The sequence below is a fragment of the Parabacteroides sp. KHUB-02 genome (assembly GCF_056640955.1).
Genome location: NZ_JBWQEV010000001.1, coordinates 1801721 through 1819770 on the forward strand (window position 1 = coordinate 1801721; position 18050 = coordinate 1819770).

The following is an 18050-nucleotide window of genomic DNA, read 5'->3' on the forward strand; positions in this document are numbered from 1 at the left end:
AAAACAAATAATACCGAAATGATGAGACTTCACAAAATCCTCTTAACGCTCGTATGTTTCACGGTTCTCTCCGCCCACGCACAATGGAAATGGCTCAACCCGCTCGAATGTGGATTCCCTGTCATACAAAACCAAGGATGGACCGAAGAGATCGGAGACAGCTACGTCCGGCTTCCCCAAAGAGCCGAAGGCAAGGTACGTAAACCCGTCTGGGATTTATCGCGCAACTCCGCCGGGTTGGCGATTCATTTTTTCAGCAACGCCCCTGAACTAAAAGTACGCTATCAAGTAAGCGGACCGCTGAATATGCCACATATGCCCACGACAGGCGTATCCGGTGTAGATCTATATAGTATCGATAGCGATGGCCAATGGAGATTTTATTTCGGCGGTTATCCTTCCGGAGATACGCTTCAATATCATTATACGAACATAGGCAAAGATATGTATCATGACAGGGGCTATGAGTTCCGCCTCTACCTGCCTCCTTATAATACGATAAAGTGGTTGGAAATCGGCGTGCCCGAAAACGATGAGCTTACGTTTATCCCCGTATCGCCCGAGAAACCGATTCTTTTATACGGAACCTCGATCGCCCAAGGCGCATGCGCCTCTCGCCCGGGCATGACTTGGGGCACGATCTTGCAGCGTTCTCTGGGATATCCGCTTATCAACCTAGGCTTCTCCGGTAACGGACGTTTAGAGAAAGAGGTATTGGATTTTATTTGTGAGATAGACGCACGCCTTTATATCCTTGACTGCCTGCCCAACCTCACGCCAAAGAGCAAAGATGAGATCACGCAACTCGTATCGGACGCAGTCAAGCAAATACGTGCCACCCACTCCTCTCCGATCTTATTAGTGGAGCATGCCGGATATAGCAACGCACTCGCCAACGATACGAAGTTACAAGATTATATACGCATGAACGAAGGAGCTAAAAAAGCATTCGAGGAATTGCAGGCACAAGGGATAAAAGATATCTACTACCTTACACGAGAAGAGCTGGGACCGCACCCGGACGCTTGGGTAGATTACGTCCATCCTTCCGACTGGGGCATGGAAACACAGGCGAACGCCGTAGAGCGGAAAGTACGGGAAATATTACGCATCCCCGAAGGTAATCTCTCCACTACGCAGCCTGTCACCCAACGCCGGGAACCCAATAATTACGAATGGCAAAAACGTCACCGGGATATTCTCTCGCTGAATCAAAGCAACCCACCTCGACGGGTGATCCTAGGTAATTCCATCACGCATTTCTGGGGAGGAGAGCCCAAAGGACCGTCCGTGCGAGGTATGGAAACATGGGAGAAAATCATGCGTCCGGCTGGGTTCCACAATCTCGGATATGGTTTCGACCGTATCGAGAACGTACTTTGGAGAGTCTATCATGGTGAATTGGATGGATACAAGGCTGAGGAAGTAGTATTGATGATCGGCACGAATAACATCGGAATCAACAATGACAACGAGATCGTGGAAGGCATTCGTTTCTTGCTTTCCGCCATCAGGCAACGGCAACCGGAGGCCAAGATCAAGGTAATCGGCATCTTGCCCCGCCGCAACCAAGAAGAACGGGTAAGGAACCTCAATCTCCGCATCCGTCAAATGGCCGAGACCGGATGGTACACGTTCAAGAACCCGGGTACGAAGTTGCTTCAGGAAAACGGCAAGATAAACGAATCCTTATTCTCAGACGGATTACACCCGAACGAGGAAGGCTATAAACAAATCGTGGACGAGATCGCCCATTAAGCGATAGTCCCTTTACTCACGAATCAATCCGAGCAACATACGCAACGCCGCCTCTGCCGACAAGCGAATGTTCTCCATACGAGGATTCTCCCCGAAATGATAGCACTCGGAGAGAATCCTCTCCTTATAAGCGGCGGCAATCCATACCGTTCCCACCGGTTTCGAGGGAGTCCCGCCTCCCGGCCCGGCGATCCCGGAGGTAGCGACGGCACAATCACATCCCAATACCCGCATAGTTCCACGGGCCATCTGCTCCACGACCGGCTGGCTTACGGCCCCGAAAGTGTTCAAGTCCGCCTCGGAGACACCGAGCACATGATGCTTCACCTCGTTGCAATAGGCTACCACGCCCCCGGTGAAGTATTCCGAGCTGCCCGCCATGGAGGTTATCATGCTGGCGATCTTTCCGCCTGTACAACTCTCTGCCGTACCCATCATCAGGTGTCCTGATTTGAGTGCGTCCGCTACTTCTAACTCTATTGGTAAATCACCTACTTCCATTGTTATAATGATACTAGGAGTTTCATTATGGGAAAACAATAGTTTCATTAGGAAGAAACTTTTGTTTTCCATAGAAGAAACTTTTGTTTCTCTATAGTAAAACTATTTTCCTATAAGACAACTCTAGAAAAAGGAGCGGCATCCATCGGACAGAACTCCTTATCCATATATTTATAATATCCCGTGATAGCTACCATAGCGGCGTTATCCGTGGTGAACGAGAACTTCGGGATATGCACTTTCCAGCCATAACGTTTGGCGTGATCCAAGAATGCCTCACGCAAACCGGAATTGGCCGATACACCTCCGGCGACGGCTACTTCCTTTATATGCAAATCCTTCGCCGCCTTACGCAATTTACCCATCAAGATATCGATTACCGTAGCTTGCAAGGAAGCGCATAGGTCTCGCTTGTTCTTCTCAATAAAATCCGGATCATCTTTCAAATGATCACGCAAGGTATATAAGAAGGAAGTCTTCAGGCCACTGAAGCTATAGTCATATCCGGGGATATGCGGCTTGCTGAACGTAAAGGCATTCGGATTGCCCTCGTTCGCCAAACGATTCACGACTGGGCCACCGGGATAACCCAGTCCCATCACCTTGGCGCATTTGTCGAAAGCCTCTCCCGCTGCGTCGTCGATCGTCTGGCCGATCACCTCCATATCATTATAAGCGTTCACCTTTATGATTTGCGAGTTACCGCCCGAAACCAACAAGCAAAGGAAAGGAAACGAGGGAGCATGGTCATCGTCCGGAGTCTCCTTGATAAAATGAGCCAACACGTGAGCCTGTAAGTGATTGACCTCGATCATCGGGATATCCAAGGAAGCGGCCAAACCCTTGGCGAACGAGGTCCCGACCAATAAAGAACCCATCAAACCCGGCCCACGAGTAAACGCCACGGCACTCAACTCGGACTTATCGATGCCGGCACGCTTGATGGCCTCGGCCACTACCGGAATGATATTCTGCTGATGGGCACGGGAAGCCAACTCGGGGACAACCCCGCCATAGGCCTCATGAACGGCTTGACTGGCTATTACGTTGGACAGCATCACGCCGTCCCGAATCACGGAAGAGGAAGTGTCATCGCAAGAAGACTCGATTCCTAATATTGTTATACTCATATCTTCGTCTTTTTTTCCGCGAATTAACGAAATCTATCGCGATATTGTTGTAGATTTGCGCTAAATAAATAGAAAAGATATCAGAGGACTTAAATACATAATCATTACCCTACTTACGTTATTCTGGATATTCTATGCGCTGCCGGGCATCTTGCTGAGAATCCCTTACATTCAAACCCAAGTCTCGGAAGTAGCCACGACCCAGTTATCCAGCCATCTTGGTGTGCCCGTAAAGATAGGTAACGTGGATATCGAATGGTTCAATCGTCTGGTACTGGAAGGGCTTTATCTGGAAGACCAAGACGGGAAAGTCATGTTCGAGGCGAACCATGTGGCGGCGGGATTCGAGATCATGCCGTTACTGGAAGGGAAGTTTGTCTTCACGACGGTACGCTTGTTCGGTTTCTCCTTCAACCTACGAAAACATACGCCTGAAAGCCCCTTGAACCTGCAATTCGTCATCGACGCTTTCGCCAGCAAGGATTCGATAAAGAAAGAGAAGAATATCGATCTCCGTTTCAACTCCATCATGATCCGAAGAGGTAATTTCAGCTATAACGTGGATAGCGAGAAAGAGACCCCGGGAAAGTTCAACGCCAAGCATATCGATATCAAGAACCTGAGTGCCAAGATATCCCTCAAGGCTTTTAACAAGGACAGCGTGAACGCCCATATCAAGAAGATGAGTTTCGACGAGGCGTCCGGTTTCTCCTTGAATAAGTTATCGCTGAACGTGGTCGGGAACCGGGATAGCGCTTTCGTGCAGGACTTCGAGGTACGCTTGCCGCAGACAGACTTGAAGATCGGCCTTGCCCGGATCGATTTAAGTAAGATCGATAGCCTTCCCGCTCTCTTGAACAACGCTCCGATCGATTTGAATATAACGCCTTCGCAAATCTGCCTGAAGGACTTATCCCCTTTCGTCCCGGCGTTCAAGAACTTCGCCGACACGATCGAGTTATCGGCCGAGGCAAACGGCTACATCAATAATTTTAACTTGAAGCGCCTCACCTTGAAGTATAGCGATAAGATGCTGTTTATCGGCCAGATGGAACTGAAAAACATCACCCATCCCGAGGAAACGTATCTTTTAGGGAAGGTGAATAAGATGTATATCACGACAGACGGCATCTCCAGTTTGGCCAATAACTTCAATGAGCGTCCGAAGAGTCTCCCGGCCCCGGTCGTCAAATTGGGGACGATCAATTTCACGGGCGAGATATCAGGCTTTTTTGATAACCTAGTCGCTTTCGGAAAATTATCGTCTTCCATCGGCTCCATACAGACAGACTTGATATTCGGTAGCAACAAGGATAAGAATATAGCCGCTTACCTACGGGGACGCATCGCCTCCAGCAACTTGCGGCTCCATGAGTTATTTGGCGAGAATAATCCTTTCGGGGAGGCTCGCTTCGACATCAATATCGATACCCGTAGACCTGTTGGCGGAAATTTCTCCGGAAATATCCAAGCACAAGTCAAGGAGTTCGATTATAAAGCTTATAAATACAAGGATATAAATCTTTCCGGTAATTTCAAGAAGAGTAGTTTCGATGGGACTATCCATGTAAACGATCCCAATGGCGAGTTATACGCCCAAGGCATCTTCCAGCACCAAGGGCAAAACTCCTTGTTTAATTTCACCGCCCGCCTCGATCATTTCCGGCCGGACCGATTGAACCTGACGGACAAATATGAGGCGCCGAATATCTCCTTGGCTTTAAACGCGGATTTCACCGGAGATAATATAGATAATCTGGAAGGTAGCATCACGTTGGACAGTCTTTCTTTCGAGACCACTCCCAGCAGCTTCTTCCTTAAGAAATTCGAAGTAGTTGCCTCGGGGCATAGTCTCGACCGGCAATTAACCATAACGTCCGATATCTTGAATGGAGAGGTCACCGGGTCTTACTCATTCAACACGCTAATCCCCAGCCTTATGAATACGTTCAAGGGATATGTGCCAGCCTTGATCAACACGACCCAGAAAAAACAAATCGTGAAGGAGAATAACTTCGCCCTCCTATTAACGATCGAGAATACGGAAGCGCTTTCTACGACATTGAAACTACCGTTCACGATGGTGCAACCCGGACGGATCACGGGACATTATAATAATATTTATAATAAGTTCCGTATCGAGGCGTGGCTTCCGAAGTTCAATCTCGGGAAATCCATGTTCGAATCCGGCTACTTGGTTTGCGACAATCCGAACGATAAGGTAAACCTCCAATTAAAAACGATTAATTACAACGACAAGGGACTGCGTAATTACCTTGATCTCAAGGCAGACGCTAAAGACAATCTGGTGAATACCATGATTGGGTGGGCGAATAATAAAGAGCGGTTATTTAAGGCCGACATCTCCGCCTCTACCCTTTTTGTCGAGGAGGAAAGCGAGAAAGGGCCGGCCAAGTTACGTACGGAAGTCACGTTGAATAAAAGCCCCCTCATTATTAAAGACACGCTCTGGACCATCAATCCGGCGAATATAACAATTCGTGAGGGCAAGATCGGTATCGAGCATTTCCGGGTAGATCATGAGACCCAGTATTTATCGATGGAAGGGACGATCTCGAAAGATCCGGCAGATACTTTATTGGTAGACTTGAAGCAAATAGAGCTGAGTTATGTCTTCGACGTATTGAATATCCCAGTCTTGCAATTCGGGGGTGAGGCGACCGGTAAGTTCTATGTGAACGACTTATTCAATAGCCGCATGCTAAATACGGATCTGGAAGTAAAGAATTTCTCATTCAACCAACCCCCCTTGGGTCGCCTCAATCTCTTCAGCGAATGGGACGACGCACAGAAAGGTATCCTTATGCTGGGAAGCATCTACAAGAACGACAGCACTTGGACGGATGTGAACGGTTATGTATTTCCAGTCGGGCCCAATGCGGGGCTATCCTTGTATTTCGATGCCAATGATATCAATCTGGCCTTCTTGCAACCCTTTGTCGATACGGTCGTAAAGAACTTGCAAGGCCGGGGATTCGGAAGTATACATTTGCACGGCCCCTTTAAGGAGCTGAATGTCGAGGGAGATGCCTATGTCATGGATGGAGGGGTAGGCGTTGATTTCTTGGATACGTATTATACCTTCTCCGATTCCGTCCACCTTGACTCTACGTCCGTCAATTTACGGAATATCACGGTCAAGGATCAATTCGGCAACTCCGGAAAAGTCAGCCTTAAGTTCAATCATCTGCATTTCCGGGATTATAGCTTCCTCGTAAACGTGCAGGGTAATAAGATGTTGATGTATAACGCCAACCAGAAAAAGAATCCGCTGATCTATGGAACGGTATTCGCCAGCGGAACGGCGCAAATCAAGGGCAACGGTAAGTTGATAGACTTTGATATTAACATGAAAAGCGAACCTAAGACCGCTATTTATCTGGACTTCATGAATAATAACTCGGCTACGGACTATGATTTTATCACGTTCGTCGATAAAAGTAAGTTGGCAGCTAACGTAGATTCCACGTCCACACACCCATTGAATATCGTACACGAGACAGACGAGGGAGCCGAGCTACGAATGAACTTCCTCCTTGATATCACACCCGATGCCGATATAGAGCTAATCATGGACCCGATAGCGGGAGACCGTATCAAAGGAAACGCCAGTGGAAGTTTACAAATACAATATGGAACAAGAAGTGATCTTCGTATGTATGGCGACGTGAATATCGTACAAGGAAACTATAATTTCAGCTTACAGCAAATCATCCATAAAGACTTTAAGATCAGAGACGGTAGCACGATCAATTTCCGTGGCGATCCCTTTAATGCCCATATGGATATCAATGCGATCTACAATCTGACCGCAAATATCGGAGACTTGGATCAGAGTCTCTTACAAGAAAGTTCTCGAACAAACATACCCGTCAATTGCGTCTTAAACCTTGAAGGTGCATTGCGCAGCCCATCTATTTCCTTCGACTTAGAATTTCCGAACTCTAACGAGGAGTTAGAGCGTCAAGTCAAAGCGTTTATAGACACAGAGGATATGATGACCCGGCAAATCGTTTATTTGTTGGTGTTAAATAAATTCTATACACCCGAGTATGCCCAAACGACTTACAAGTCTAGCGAGTTAAACGCCGTGGCTTCATCCGCTATCTCAGCGCAATTATCCAATCTGTTAGGTAGTTTCACGGATAAAGTGCAAATAGGGACAAACATACGAGCGGGACAGGACGGTTTCAAGGAAGACACGGAATACGAGATGATATTATCCAGCCAGTTGCTAAACAACCGCTTATTGATCAATGGTAATTTCGGTATGAGAAATACGGTTACTACAGGCAAAAATAACACCTTTATCGGGGAGTTCGACCTAGAATATAAGTTGACCCCCTCCGGTGAGATCCGGCTAAAGGCTTATAACCATGCCAGAGATATGTATTTCGGCCTGAAGCAAGCGTTAACCATACAAGGTGTAGGAATCATGTACCGGAAAGACTTTACAAATTTCTCTGAGATTTTCAGAAGAAGAAAGAGACCTCTTTTACCCTTGATCCCCAAAGACTCTACGAATGTCCCTCCCGTAGTCAAAGACTCAACAAATCTTTCACTGCCGACTGATAAGAAGTAAGGGAAGTACTTTTCAATACTTTCTTGCGAAGCCTTTTATCGGCCTCCGGCAAAAGATAATCCCAGATTGTCTTCATTTTAGATAATACCTGATGCTCGCCACCTTCCAACCGGGCAGCATATTCATCCATCAACGACTCATGGAACATGACTAGTTTATCCCGCCTCTCATTCACGGTCAAGACCTGTCCGGACACAAACTCAGTGGCCAGCCAAGGAGAGGCCAATAACCCTCGTCCTAGCATAAGCCCGGCAAGCCCCGGAAAACGCTCCTTTATACCTCGGATATCTTCCAGCCCCACTAAATCTCCATTATAATATAAAGGAAGTTTACATTCCTCATAAAAACGGGAGAATCCATCCCAATCGATAGCTCCTTTATATTGCTGTATCCCTAACCGGGGATGCAAGGTTATATGCTTCAAAGGTAACTTATTTAATAAGGAAAGAAGCACGAATGACTCGTCCGTACACTCCCACCCCAAACGCATTTTCACCGAAAAAGAAATATCCGGGAACTCCTCAATCGTACGTAATAAAGACTCGGCCTCTTCCTTGTACCGCAAAAGTCCCGAGCCTCTATGAGCACGGACCTGCATAGGGAAAGGGCATCCTAAATTAATATCCGCTTCCCAGTACCCATTCTCTTGGAATAAACGCACGATCGACCGAAACTCGTCTGGTGTGGAAGCGATCAATTGCGGTACGACATGTACCTGCCTATTTCTATCGCAAGCGATATCCTTCAAGTCCTTATTCCGGAAACCACCTTTCTCTATCCTTACAAAAGGAGTATAATAGGTATCTACGCCCCCGAATACTCGGGTATGCGCCTCTCTATAAACCGAATCCGTATATCCTTGCAAAGGAGCGAAATGAATGACTGCCATATCAAGCGAAGGTTTCCATGAAAATCGATCTCAATTGACTTTTTGCCAACTCAAAGTCTTGGGGTGCCCCCAACTCCATAGCCAAGGAGGTAACGCCTTTATCCGTAAAGCCACAAGGGTTGATCAATGAAAAGTAACTCAGATCCGTATTTATATTCAATGCAAAGCCATGCATCGTAACGAACCGGCTGCTTTTCACACCAATCGCACAGATCTTACGGGCACGCCCCGGTACCTCAGGATCTAGCCATACACCCGTCGCCCCTTCCAAACGTTCCCCTTTCAAGTCGTAAAGCGATAGGAAACGGATGATCGTCTCTTCCAGCATATGGATGTATTGTTTCAATCCCAGATTCCAATATTCCAGATCAAATACCGGATAACCGGTAATCTGTCCCGGCCCGTGATACGTTATATCCCCCCCTCTGTTTATATGGTAAAACGAGATCCCTCGTTCCCGTAAAGTTTCCTCGGGAATAAGCAAATTGGAGTCCTTGCCACTTTTACCGATCGTCAAGACCGGTAAATGCTCACAAAAGAATAATTGATTATCCTCTTTCTTTCCCGTTGCCTTCGCATCCAATAAGACCTCGAAAGCAGCTGTCTGATATTCTAACGCATCGGCATAAGCGATTCGTCCCAAGTCATGATAACGGAAGCTCTCCATTTCTTTCTTTTTTTAACCTTTCCGGTACCGGGATCAACTTGCCCGGCACCATATCCCATTTCTACTTTTATCAGTTTTCCCATTAAGGAAATTATTTTCGCTTGTCGTTTCAGCATATAAGGTGACGGTTTAGCGGAATTAAACTTCCGGGGATTTGGAAGTGTGGCCGCTATCAAGGCTGCCTCGCTTTTGGTCAATTGGTAGGCATGCTTACCGAAATGAGCCTCCGCTACCGCCTCCGCACCATAGATGCCCTCCCCCATCTCTATCGAGTTCAGATAGACTTCCATAATACGTTCCTTTCCCCATATCCATTCGATCAAGAAGGTAAAATAGACCTCGATGCCTTTCCGTAAATAACTTTTCCCCGGCCAAAGAAATACATTCTTAGCGGTCTGCTGGGAAATCGTGCTGGCACCTCTCACCCTTTTACCTTTCTCGGCCTCGGCCCGTGCCTTCTGGATTTGTTCCACATCAAAGCCATTATGCTCCATGAACAGGTTATCCTCCGACGCTATGACCGCTTGAACCAAAGGCTGGGCGATCTTGGATATAGGAACCCACGTATGATCGAGTTTCATTTTCTTCCCATCCTGATACTGCTCATACATACGAATAAACATCAATGGCGTATAATATACGGGTACAAATTTATATACCACTACCGCCAATATACTGGATACAAACAGGAAGATCAACAGATTCCTGCACCAGATCCATATCCGTTTTACCAGAGGTGCTACCATATTCTTCTATTTGGAGAGACAAAGGTAAAGAATATTTCAGTTTCCGGCGGACTGAAACTCATAATTTACAGAAAAGGCACTATCTTTGGCTTTTGAAAACTTTCCACCCTGTCATATGGTTATTTGATAAATAAATTAGTATGGAGAATCGTTTTTTAGGACTCATAGAGAATAGCATCAAGGAGCATTGGGATCTCCCGGCGTTCTCCGATTATAATGGACATACCTTCCATTATAAAGATGTAGCTCGTCGAATCGAGAAATTTCATATTATCCTAGAGCATGCCGGCATTAAAAAGGGGGATAAGGTGGCTTTAGTTGGACGGAACTCCTCCAACTGGGCGATCTGTTTCTTCGGGATCTTGGCTTATGGAGCCGTAGCCGTGCCTATCCTACATGAATTCAAACCGGACAATATACATCATATCGTAAATCATTCCGAGGCAAAGGCAGTCCTTGCCGCTTCCAGCAACTGGGAGAATATGAATGAACGCATGATGCCCGACGTGAAACTGTTCATGATGCTGGATAACTTCTCGATCATTCACAGTAAAAGCAAAGAAGTCCGGGTAGTAAGAGACCGGATCAATGAATATTTCGGTAAAAAGTACCCTCGTTCATTCACGTCGAACGATGTTCGGTATCACGTGGAAAAGCCGGAAGAATTAGCGGTACTTAATTATACTTCCGGAACCACCAGTTTCTCGAAAGGGGTTATGATCCCCTATCGGAGCTTATGGAGTAATACGCAATTCGCTTACGACAATTTACCGTTCATCCATCCGGGAGATAATATCGTATGTATGCTTCCGATGGCCCATATGTACGGATTGGCATTCGAGGTATTGAATTCCGTGAATAAAGGCTGCCATGTACACTTCCTCACACGTACCCCCAGCCCGAAAATCATAGCGGAAGCTTTTACGACGATCAAGCCGGCGCTGATTCTAGCCGTACCTCTGATTATCGAGAAAATCATCAAAAACAAGGTATTCCCCGAACTGGAGAAACCTTTGATTAAATTGCTCTTGAAAGTCCCCTATATAGACCAGAAAGTGTTGGATACCATTTCCGCCAAGTTAACGGCGTCTTTCGGAGGAAACTTCGGGGAGATCGTTATCGGAGGAGCCGCTATCAATAAAGAAGTGGAAACGTTCCTTCATTCCATCCATTTCCGCTATACCGTAGGCTACGGGATGACCGAATGTGGCCCGCTAGTCTCCTATGCGCAATGGGATGAGTTTAAGCCCGGTTCCGTAGGACGTATCGTCGACCGTATGGAAGTCCGCATCGATTCAGAGGACCCGGAAAACAAGGTGGGAGAAATATTGGTGAAGGGTATGAACGTGATGCTCGGTTATTACAAGAATCCGGAGGCTACGAAAGCCGTTATGATGCCTGACGGATGGATGCGTACCGGCGATCTGGGAACCCTCGATAAAGATGGATTTTTATATATCCGCGGCCGTAGTAAAACCATGATTCTAGGCCCCAGCGGACAAAATATCTATCCGGAAGAGATCGAGGATCGCTTGAATAATATGCTATATGTAGCGGAATCGCTCATCATCTCCCAAGGAGGTAAACTAGTCGCCCTCATCTATCCCGATTGGGAGCAAGTAGATAAGGCAGGTATACAACATTCCGAAATCGAGAAGTTGATGCAGACCAACATTGACCAAGTAAACGAGGAGATGCCGAATTACAGTAAAATCACCTGTTTCAAGCTGTATCAAGAAGAATTCGAGAAAACACCCAAAAGAAGCATCAAGAGATATTTATACCAACCGGCCGAATAAAAAGAAGCCGTCTTTTGTTAAAGACGGCTTCTTTTATATAAAGTAAATTTTATCCTTGACGAAAATCTTTTAAAACTTTTTGTAATTCTTGTCGAGCGAAAAATATACGGCTCTTAACCGTCCCCAGAGGAACATCCAGTTTATCAGCGATCTCATTGTATTTATAGCCACTCAAAAACATAGAGAATGGAACCTTCAACTCATTGTTCAAACCGTTGATCGCTTTCGTGATCTCTTGAATTTGATAAGCGCCATCCGGAGAGTCAAAACCTGAATCGTTCACGACATCCAAGTTATATAAGTCGACACCTTGATCTACGACAGTTTGCGTGCGAACGATCTTGTGATAATTGTTAATGAAAATGTTACGCATCACAGTCAAGACCCAGCCCTTAAAATTGATATTGTCTACAAATTTTTCTTGATTGTCTAAAACCTTCAGCGTTGTGTCCTGCATCAGATCTTGGGCATCATCCCTATTCGCTGTAAGCATAAGCGCAAAATTCATCATGTTTTCTTGCATGCTCAATAATTTTTTCTGAAATTGCAACGCATTCATATTGTTACTAGTTAAATAAAGTTTAATACTGTATAAGTATTATCCCTCAAACATTGAAGGATGCAACAAATATATAAATTAAAAATGGAGATATACAGTTCTTTGATAAATATTAATATTAAAAATCGTAACTTAATATTTTTGTTGTAAATCTTACTGAAAATGAGTATTATTTACAAGTTGCACAAGTTACAAAAATCAACATTTACAACAAGCCAGTTACAATTTTCAACCAAATATTAAAAACGAATATAATACAAACAAGATGAAACGTTTATTAACAATATTAACAGCTATAGTATTAATACTTGCAATCTCTCTTCAATCGGAGGCTAAAGAGAAGTCCTTAATATATACGATTGATATAAAAAAAGAGATCGATAACACCACGTGGATTTATCTCCATAACGGATTATCAGAGGCCAAGCAATTGAACGCCGATGCCATCTTATTGCATATGAACACATACGGCGGATTACTGGAATCTGCAGATTCTATGCGAACGGCTATTTTATATAGTCCCATACCGGTATATGTATTTATCGATAATAACGCAGCTTCAGCAGGTGCTTTAATTTCCATAGCATGCAAGAAAATCTATATGCGGAAAGGGGCGAATATAGGAGCGGCAACGGTTGTCAATCAAACGGGTGCGGCTCTACCTGATAAATATCAATCTTATATGCGTTCCATGATCCGTTCGACAGCTGAGGCGCAAGGGAAAGATACGCTTATACAAAACGGCGACACGATCTATAAATGGAAAAGAGATCCTTTAATCGCCGAAGCGATGGTCGATGACAGAGTGATCGTCCCCAACCTCATCGATAGCGGTAAAGTATTGACACTTACCTCTCAAGAAGCACTCAAATGGGGTTATTGCGATGGCATCGCCGAGAGTCCGGATCAAGTAATCACAGAATATATCGGATGTAAGGACTATGAGATTAAAAGTTATGAACCCTCATGGTTCGATAATGTAAAAGGTTTCTTTATGAGTCCGGTAATACAGGGGTTATTAATCATCATTATCATCGGTGGTATTTATTTCGAGATGCAAACCCCAGGGCTTGGTTTTCCATCCGCTGCCGCGATAATAGCGGCTATCCTTTACTTCGCTCCTCTCTATATGGACGGGTTGGCTGAAAACTGGGAAATCCTGTTATTCATTCTCGGCGTTATATTAATAATGTTGGAGATATTCGTGATCCCGGGCTTTGGCATAGCGGGGATAAGTGGAATTATTCTCGTGGTCGGCGGACTTACAATGAGCTTACTGAACAATACTGTTTTTGATTTTCAAAACGTATCTGGAATGGATACGGGCAGAGCCGCTTTAACGGTTCTATTAGGTCTGGGTATCGGATTCACGCTAGTGATATGGTTATCCAACAAAATAGGACATAAAGGACCGCTAAAGAAAATGGCATTAAACGCTGATTTGGAAAAAGCGGTATCCAGTCCCAATTTGACACAACTGATCGGAAAAGAGGGCACGGCCGCTACCGTTTTACGTCCTTCGGGTAAGGTATCTATCGAGGGAGAGTTGTATGACGGCGTATCGGAGTCTGGCTTCATCGAGAAAGGGACTCCTATCAAAGTCGTCAGATTCGAGAGCGCGCAAGTCTATGTAATCAACCTATAAACGAGTCTATGCGATCCGTTTATAGGCAATACATTTATCGATCACGACATATTCCATCGCTCCCATAGCCATCAAATCACTTAGGATGTTACGGGCCGCATAATAATTGATATGGGCGATATGGCAAAACTGCTTTATGCTGATATACGGATGCTCGTCGAGCCAAGAAAACAGGATCTCGACGGGCTTACTTATTTTCAGCAATGTACCTTCTTTGGTTTTCTGCTTCTTCCATGCTTGCATGAGGACTTCGTTCGCTAATATATTCTCGTCCGCAACCCGGATATAGGCCTTGTATTTATCGTCTTTATCCGGTGCCGTATGCGGTTTCTCATCGCTTGGGGCGATATAGACCTCCAATACGGTCTTCCCGTTGACATCCCAGCGCTTAGCTGTAAACGGCACCTCGGGATGCGTATACATTTTAGAAGCAGCCTCGATCATATAATATTCCTCCTCACTTCTCACACCGGAAATAGCGCCGTTATCCTTCACTCCAATCAGCAGACGCCCGCCATCTGTATTCGCGAACGCACTCAACGTCCGGGCGATCTTCTTGCTGTCGTTCACCTCAAACTTAAAATCAAGTTGTTGATGTTCCCCTTGCTCTATAAGCGCTTCAATCGGATGTTTCTTCTTCATTTTGGCTTCTGTTTTGAGACACAAAATTAAAATAAATACCTAACTTTGGCAATCGAAAAAACAATAAACGATGTCTCAGATACCTGCGCTAATATCAGATCTTGCGGTCATACTCATATCCGCCGGGTTGGTTACCCTGTTATTCAAAAAGTTAAAGCAACCGGTCGTATTGGGGTATATCGTAGCCGGAATACTCGCCGGACCTTCCATCGAGCAAATACCGACAGTTACAGATGTGGAAAGTATCCGTATCTGGGCTGATATAGGCGTTATCTTCCTGTTATTCGCTTTGGGGCTCGATTTCAGTTTCAAGAAGTTGATGAAGGTGGGAGGAACCGCCGTCATTGGAGCCATAACCGTTGTTATAGGTATGATGACAGCGGGATATATCACGGGCTTATCACTGGGTTGGGGACATATGAACAGTCTTTTCCTCGGAGGTATGTTATCGATGTCTTCCACGACGATTATCTTCAAGGCATTCGACGACATGGGATTGCGTAACCAACGATTCGCCGGTGTCGTATTCGGTATCTTGGTGGTAGAGGATCTATTCGCCGTATTATTAATGGTATTACTTTCTACCGTAGCGGTAAGTAAACACGTGGAAGGCATGGAGATGCTGGATAGCGTAGTCAAATTAGGCATTTTTCTTTTATTCTGTTTCGTCGTCGGGATCTATTTGATCCCCTCTTTTCTGAAAAAGGCAAAAAGCTTCCTAAATGAGGAGACTCTGTTGATCGTGAGCATCGGGCTATGCCTTGGTATGGTTATGATCGCCACAAAAGCCGGATTCTCATCGGCTCTCGGAGCTTTTGTCATGGGTTCGATTTTGGCCGAGACCATTGACGCTGAACGGATCGAGCATTTGGTAAAACCCGTAAAAGACTTATTTGGAGCGATTTTCTTCGTGTCTGTAGGCATGTTAATCGATCCTCAGATGCTCTGGGAGTATAAAATCCCGATTTTCATTATCACGCTCGTAGTCATGGCCGGACAAATTTGTTTCGCCAGCTTCGGAGTATTACTGTCCGGACAACCGATAAAAATAGCCATCCAGTCTGGTTTCTCGTTAGCGCAGATCGGAGAATTCGCCTTCATCATCGCAGGTTTGGGACTATCATTAAACGTGACGGATCAATATCTGTATCCGATCGTTGTCGCCGTATCCGTGATCACGACATTCTTCACACCTTATATGATCCGGCTAGCGGAACCTACCTACAAATGGGCGGAGCGGATCATACCGGAGAATTGGAAACAGTTCTTGGAGCGATATTCATCCGGTTCCAATACGATCCGTCAAAAAAGCGCATGGAATAAGTTACTAAAAGCTTTGGTCCGCATCGTCGGTACTTATACCGCCGTCTGCCTAGTACTTATCTTTTTATGGCTACAAATCGTGACTCCGTTCATCTGCAAACATTTGCCCGGCATCCAAGGAAATCTAATCTCCTTGATCTTAATCCTAGCTCTGATCTCCCCGATGTTGCGGGCGATCATGATGAAAAAGAATCATTCCGTGGAGTTCCAGCAATTATGGAACGATAATAAATATAACCGGGGTCCCCTAGTCTCACTCGTGATCCTCAGAATCCTGCTCTGTATCGGTCTCGTCATGCTTCCAGTCGCACGGTTATTGAATGCTGCGCTAGGAATTATGCTAGCGGTCGCTTCCGCCGTTATCGTATTAATGATATTCTCCAAACGGCTAAAGAGGCAGTCGATCCTGATGGAACGGCATTTTTTCAGTAACCTTGTAGCGAGGGAAGTGGAACAAGAGCGAAAAGCCCCGATCAACCAGCGTTTCGCGAACCACTTATTAGAACGAGATCTCCATTTAGCGGATTTCGAGGTGAAGCAGAATTCCCCCAGTATGGGAAAAAGCCTGAAAGAATTAAACTTCAGGCAAAAGTGCAACGTAAATATCGTAACGATTATCCGGGGAGAGAAGCGAATCAATATACCGGGAGGAGACGAGCGGCTCTACCCGTTCGATAAACTGGTAGTAGTTGGCGCCGATGATGATCTGGAGCACTTTAGGAAATATCTGGAGGAACGCTACAAGAAATCATACGCCGAGCAATCGAACACAAGAAAGGAAGAGATGAACATGGAGCAAATCATTATCTCGGAAGGTTCCCGATTGATTGGCCGCTCCATCATAGAGTCCGGTATCCGTGATAAAGCCGCTTGTTTGGTAATCGGTATCGAACGTGGAAGTAGCTCGATCAAGAATCCGCCTCCCAGTACGGTTTTCGAGGAAGGAGATATCGTATGGATCGTAGGCGAACGGGATAAGTTGATCCAGTTAAGCGAAGGAAAAGTAGTAACCAGTTAACAAAACGATATAGAATGATGAAGTTTATAGGAATTATTCCGGCGAGATACGCCTCTACCCGTTTTCCGGGGAAGCCATTAGCGGATATGAACGGAAAGCCCATGATACAACGTGTATATGAGCAAGTAAAGGATGTCTTAGACTCCGTTTGCGTAGCTACCGACGATATCCGGATAGAGAATGCGGTTAAAGCCTTCGGTGGCCAAGTCGTCATGACCTCCGATCAACATCGTAGCGGTACGGATCGTTGCTACGAGGCTTATCAGAAAATAGGCGAAGGGTATGATGTGATTGTCAATATCCAAGGTGACGAGCCTTTTATCCATCCCGAGCAAATCCAGACGATCAAAACCTGCTTCGCCGACGCAAACACGCAAATAGCGACATTGGTAAAGCCTTTCCGTTCGGACGATGATTTCGAGAGTACCCTATTCAATCCCAATTCCCCGAAAGTCGTACTCAACAAAAACAACGAGGCTATGTATTTCAGTCGATCTATTATTCCTTATATCCGGGGCAAGAAATATACGGAATGGTTGCCGAGTCATACCTTTTACAAGCATATCGGGTTATATGCCTATCGTGCGCAAGTGCTGAAAGAAATCACCCAATTACCTCAATCCGCTTTAGAACTGGCGGAAAGCCTTGAGCAATTACGCTGGTTGGAAAACGGATATAAAATCAAGGTCGGCATCACAGAGCAAGAAACGATCGGTATAGATACACCGGAGGACATGGAGAAAGCCTTAGCCTTCCTCGCGAACCGCTGA

At 45.6% G+C, this 18050-nt stretch carries 13 protein-coding genes; 6 read left to right on the forward strand and 7 right to left on the reverse strand.

The genetic code is table 11. The features are described 5' to 3' along the window. Positions 1-18 precede the first annotated feature (18 nt). Entirely contained in the window at positions 19-1758 is a 1740-nt protein-coding gene (locus tag ACYIA1_RS07905; RefSeq protein ID WP_480334938.1) for an SGNH/GDSL hydrolase family protein, read from the forward strand. Between the two features lie 12 nt (positions 1759-1770). On the opposite strand, the gene ACYIA1_RS07910 is transcribed toward ACYIA1_RS07905, so the two are convergent. Both ACYIA1_RS07910 and tsaD read right to left on the reverse strand, forming a co-directional pair. Beyond that, positions 1771-2307: a CinA family protein gene (locus ACYIA1_RS07910; protein WP_082211393.1), complete on the reverse strand. Its 537-nt coding sequence runs from the start codon at positions 2305-2307 to the stop codon at positions 1771-1773. 62 nt (positions 2308-2369) lie between these two features. After that, complete coding sequence (gene tsaD, locus ACYIA1_RS07915; protein ID WP_048928394.1) at positions 2370-3389, reverse strand: tRNA (adenosine(37)-N6)-threonylcarbamoyltransferase complex transferase subunit TsaD; 1020 nt, start codon at positions 3387-3389, stop codon at positions 2370-2372. Between the two features lie 139 nt (positions 3390-3528). On the opposite strand from tsaD, the gene ACYIA1_RS07920 reads away from it, so the two are divergent. Beyond that, positions 3529-7992, forward strand: a complete 4464-nt coding sequence (locus ACYIA1_RS07920; RefSeq protein WP_480336315.1) for a translocation/assembly module TamB domain-containing protein — start codon at positions 3529-3531, stop codon at positions 7990-7992. Here the strand turns inward: ACYIA1_RS07920 and ACYIA1_RS07925 are convergent. The 3 genes from ACYIA1_RS07925 to mtgA are packed head-to-tail and all read right to left on the reverse strand — an operon-like array spanning position 7949 to position 10294. Continuing rightward, positions 7949-8881, reverse strand: a complete 933-nt coding sequence (locus ACYIA1_RS07925) for a tRNA-dihydrouridine synthase family protein (protein WP_259013120.1) — start codon at positions 8879-8881, stop codon at positions 7949-7951. The genes ACYIA1_RS07920 and ACYIA1_RS07925 overlap by 44 nt on opposite strands. Position 8882: 1 nt before the next feature. Next, the gene (gene lipB / locus ACYIA1_RS07930; protein WP_259013121.1) at positions 8883-9548 is read right to left on the reverse strand and encodes a lipoyl(octanoyl) transferase LipB; all 666 of its coding nucleotides are present in this window, start codon (positions 9546-9548) and stop codon (positions 8883-8885) included. Further along, positions 9494-10294, reverse strand: a complete 801-nt coding sequence (gene mtgA, locus ACYIA1_RS07935; protein ID WP_259013122.1) for a monofunctional biosynthetic peptidoglycan transglycosylase — start codon at positions 10292-10294, stop codon at positions 9494-9496. The genes lipB and mtgA overlap by 55 nt, the downstream gene beginning before the upstream one ends. Before the next feature lie 140 nt (positions 10295-10434). Between mtgA and ACYIA1_RS07940 the strand changes: the two genes are divergently transcribed. After that, positions 10435-12093, forward strand: a complete 1659-nt coding sequence (locus tag ACYIA1_RS07940) for an AMP-binding protein (RefSeq protein WP_005855687.1) — start codon at positions 10435-10437, stop codon at positions 12091-12093. 49 nt (positions 12094-12142) lie between these two features. On the opposite strand, the gene ACYIA1_RS07945 is transcribed toward ACYIA1_RS07940, so the two are convergent. Beyond that, positions 12143-12652 carry an RNA polymerase sigma factor gene (locus ACYIA1_RS07945; RefSeq protein ID WP_005855686.1) on the reverse strand — a complete coding sequence of 170 codons (510 nt, stop codon included), beginning with the start codon at positions 12650-12652 and terminating at the stop codon, positions 12143-12145. A gap of 265 nt (positions 12653-12917) precedes the next feature. On the opposite strand from ACYIA1_RS07945, the gene ACYIA1_RS07950 reads away from it, so the two are divergent. Next, positions 12918-14297 carry an NfeD family protein gene (locus tag ACYIA1_RS07950; RefSeq protein ID WP_009017742.1) on the forward strand — a complete coding sequence of 460 codons (1380 nt, stop codon included), beginning with the start codon at positions 12918-12920 and terminating at the stop codon, positions 14295-14297. A 6-nt stretch (positions 14298-14303) separates the two neighbouring features. Here ACYIA1_RS07950 and ACYIA1_RS07955 read toward each other — a convergent pair whose 3' ends face one another. After that, on the reverse strand, positions 14304-14939 hold the full coding sequence (locus ACYIA1_RS07955; protein ID WP_259013124.1) for an AlbA family DNA-binding domain-containing protein: 636 nt from the start codon (positions 14937-14939) through the stop codon (positions 14304-14306). 70 nt (positions 14940-15009) lie between these two features. Here ACYIA1_RS07955 and ACYIA1_RS07960 point away from each other — a divergent pair, with 70 nt between their 5' ends. After that, positions 15010-17280 carry a monovalent cation:proton antiporter family protein gene (locus ACYIA1_RS07960; protein WP_044546197.1) on the forward strand — a complete coding sequence of 757 codons (2271 nt, stop codon included), beginning with the start codon at positions 15010-15012 and terminating at the stop codon, positions 17278-17280. A gap of 17 nt (positions 17281-17297) precedes the next feature. Continuing rightward, complete coding sequence (gene kdsB, locus ACYIA1_RS07965; protein WP_005865386.1) at positions 17298-18050, forward strand: 3-deoxy-manno-octulosonate cytidylyltransferase; 753 nt, start codon at positions 17298-17300, stop codon at positions 18048-18050.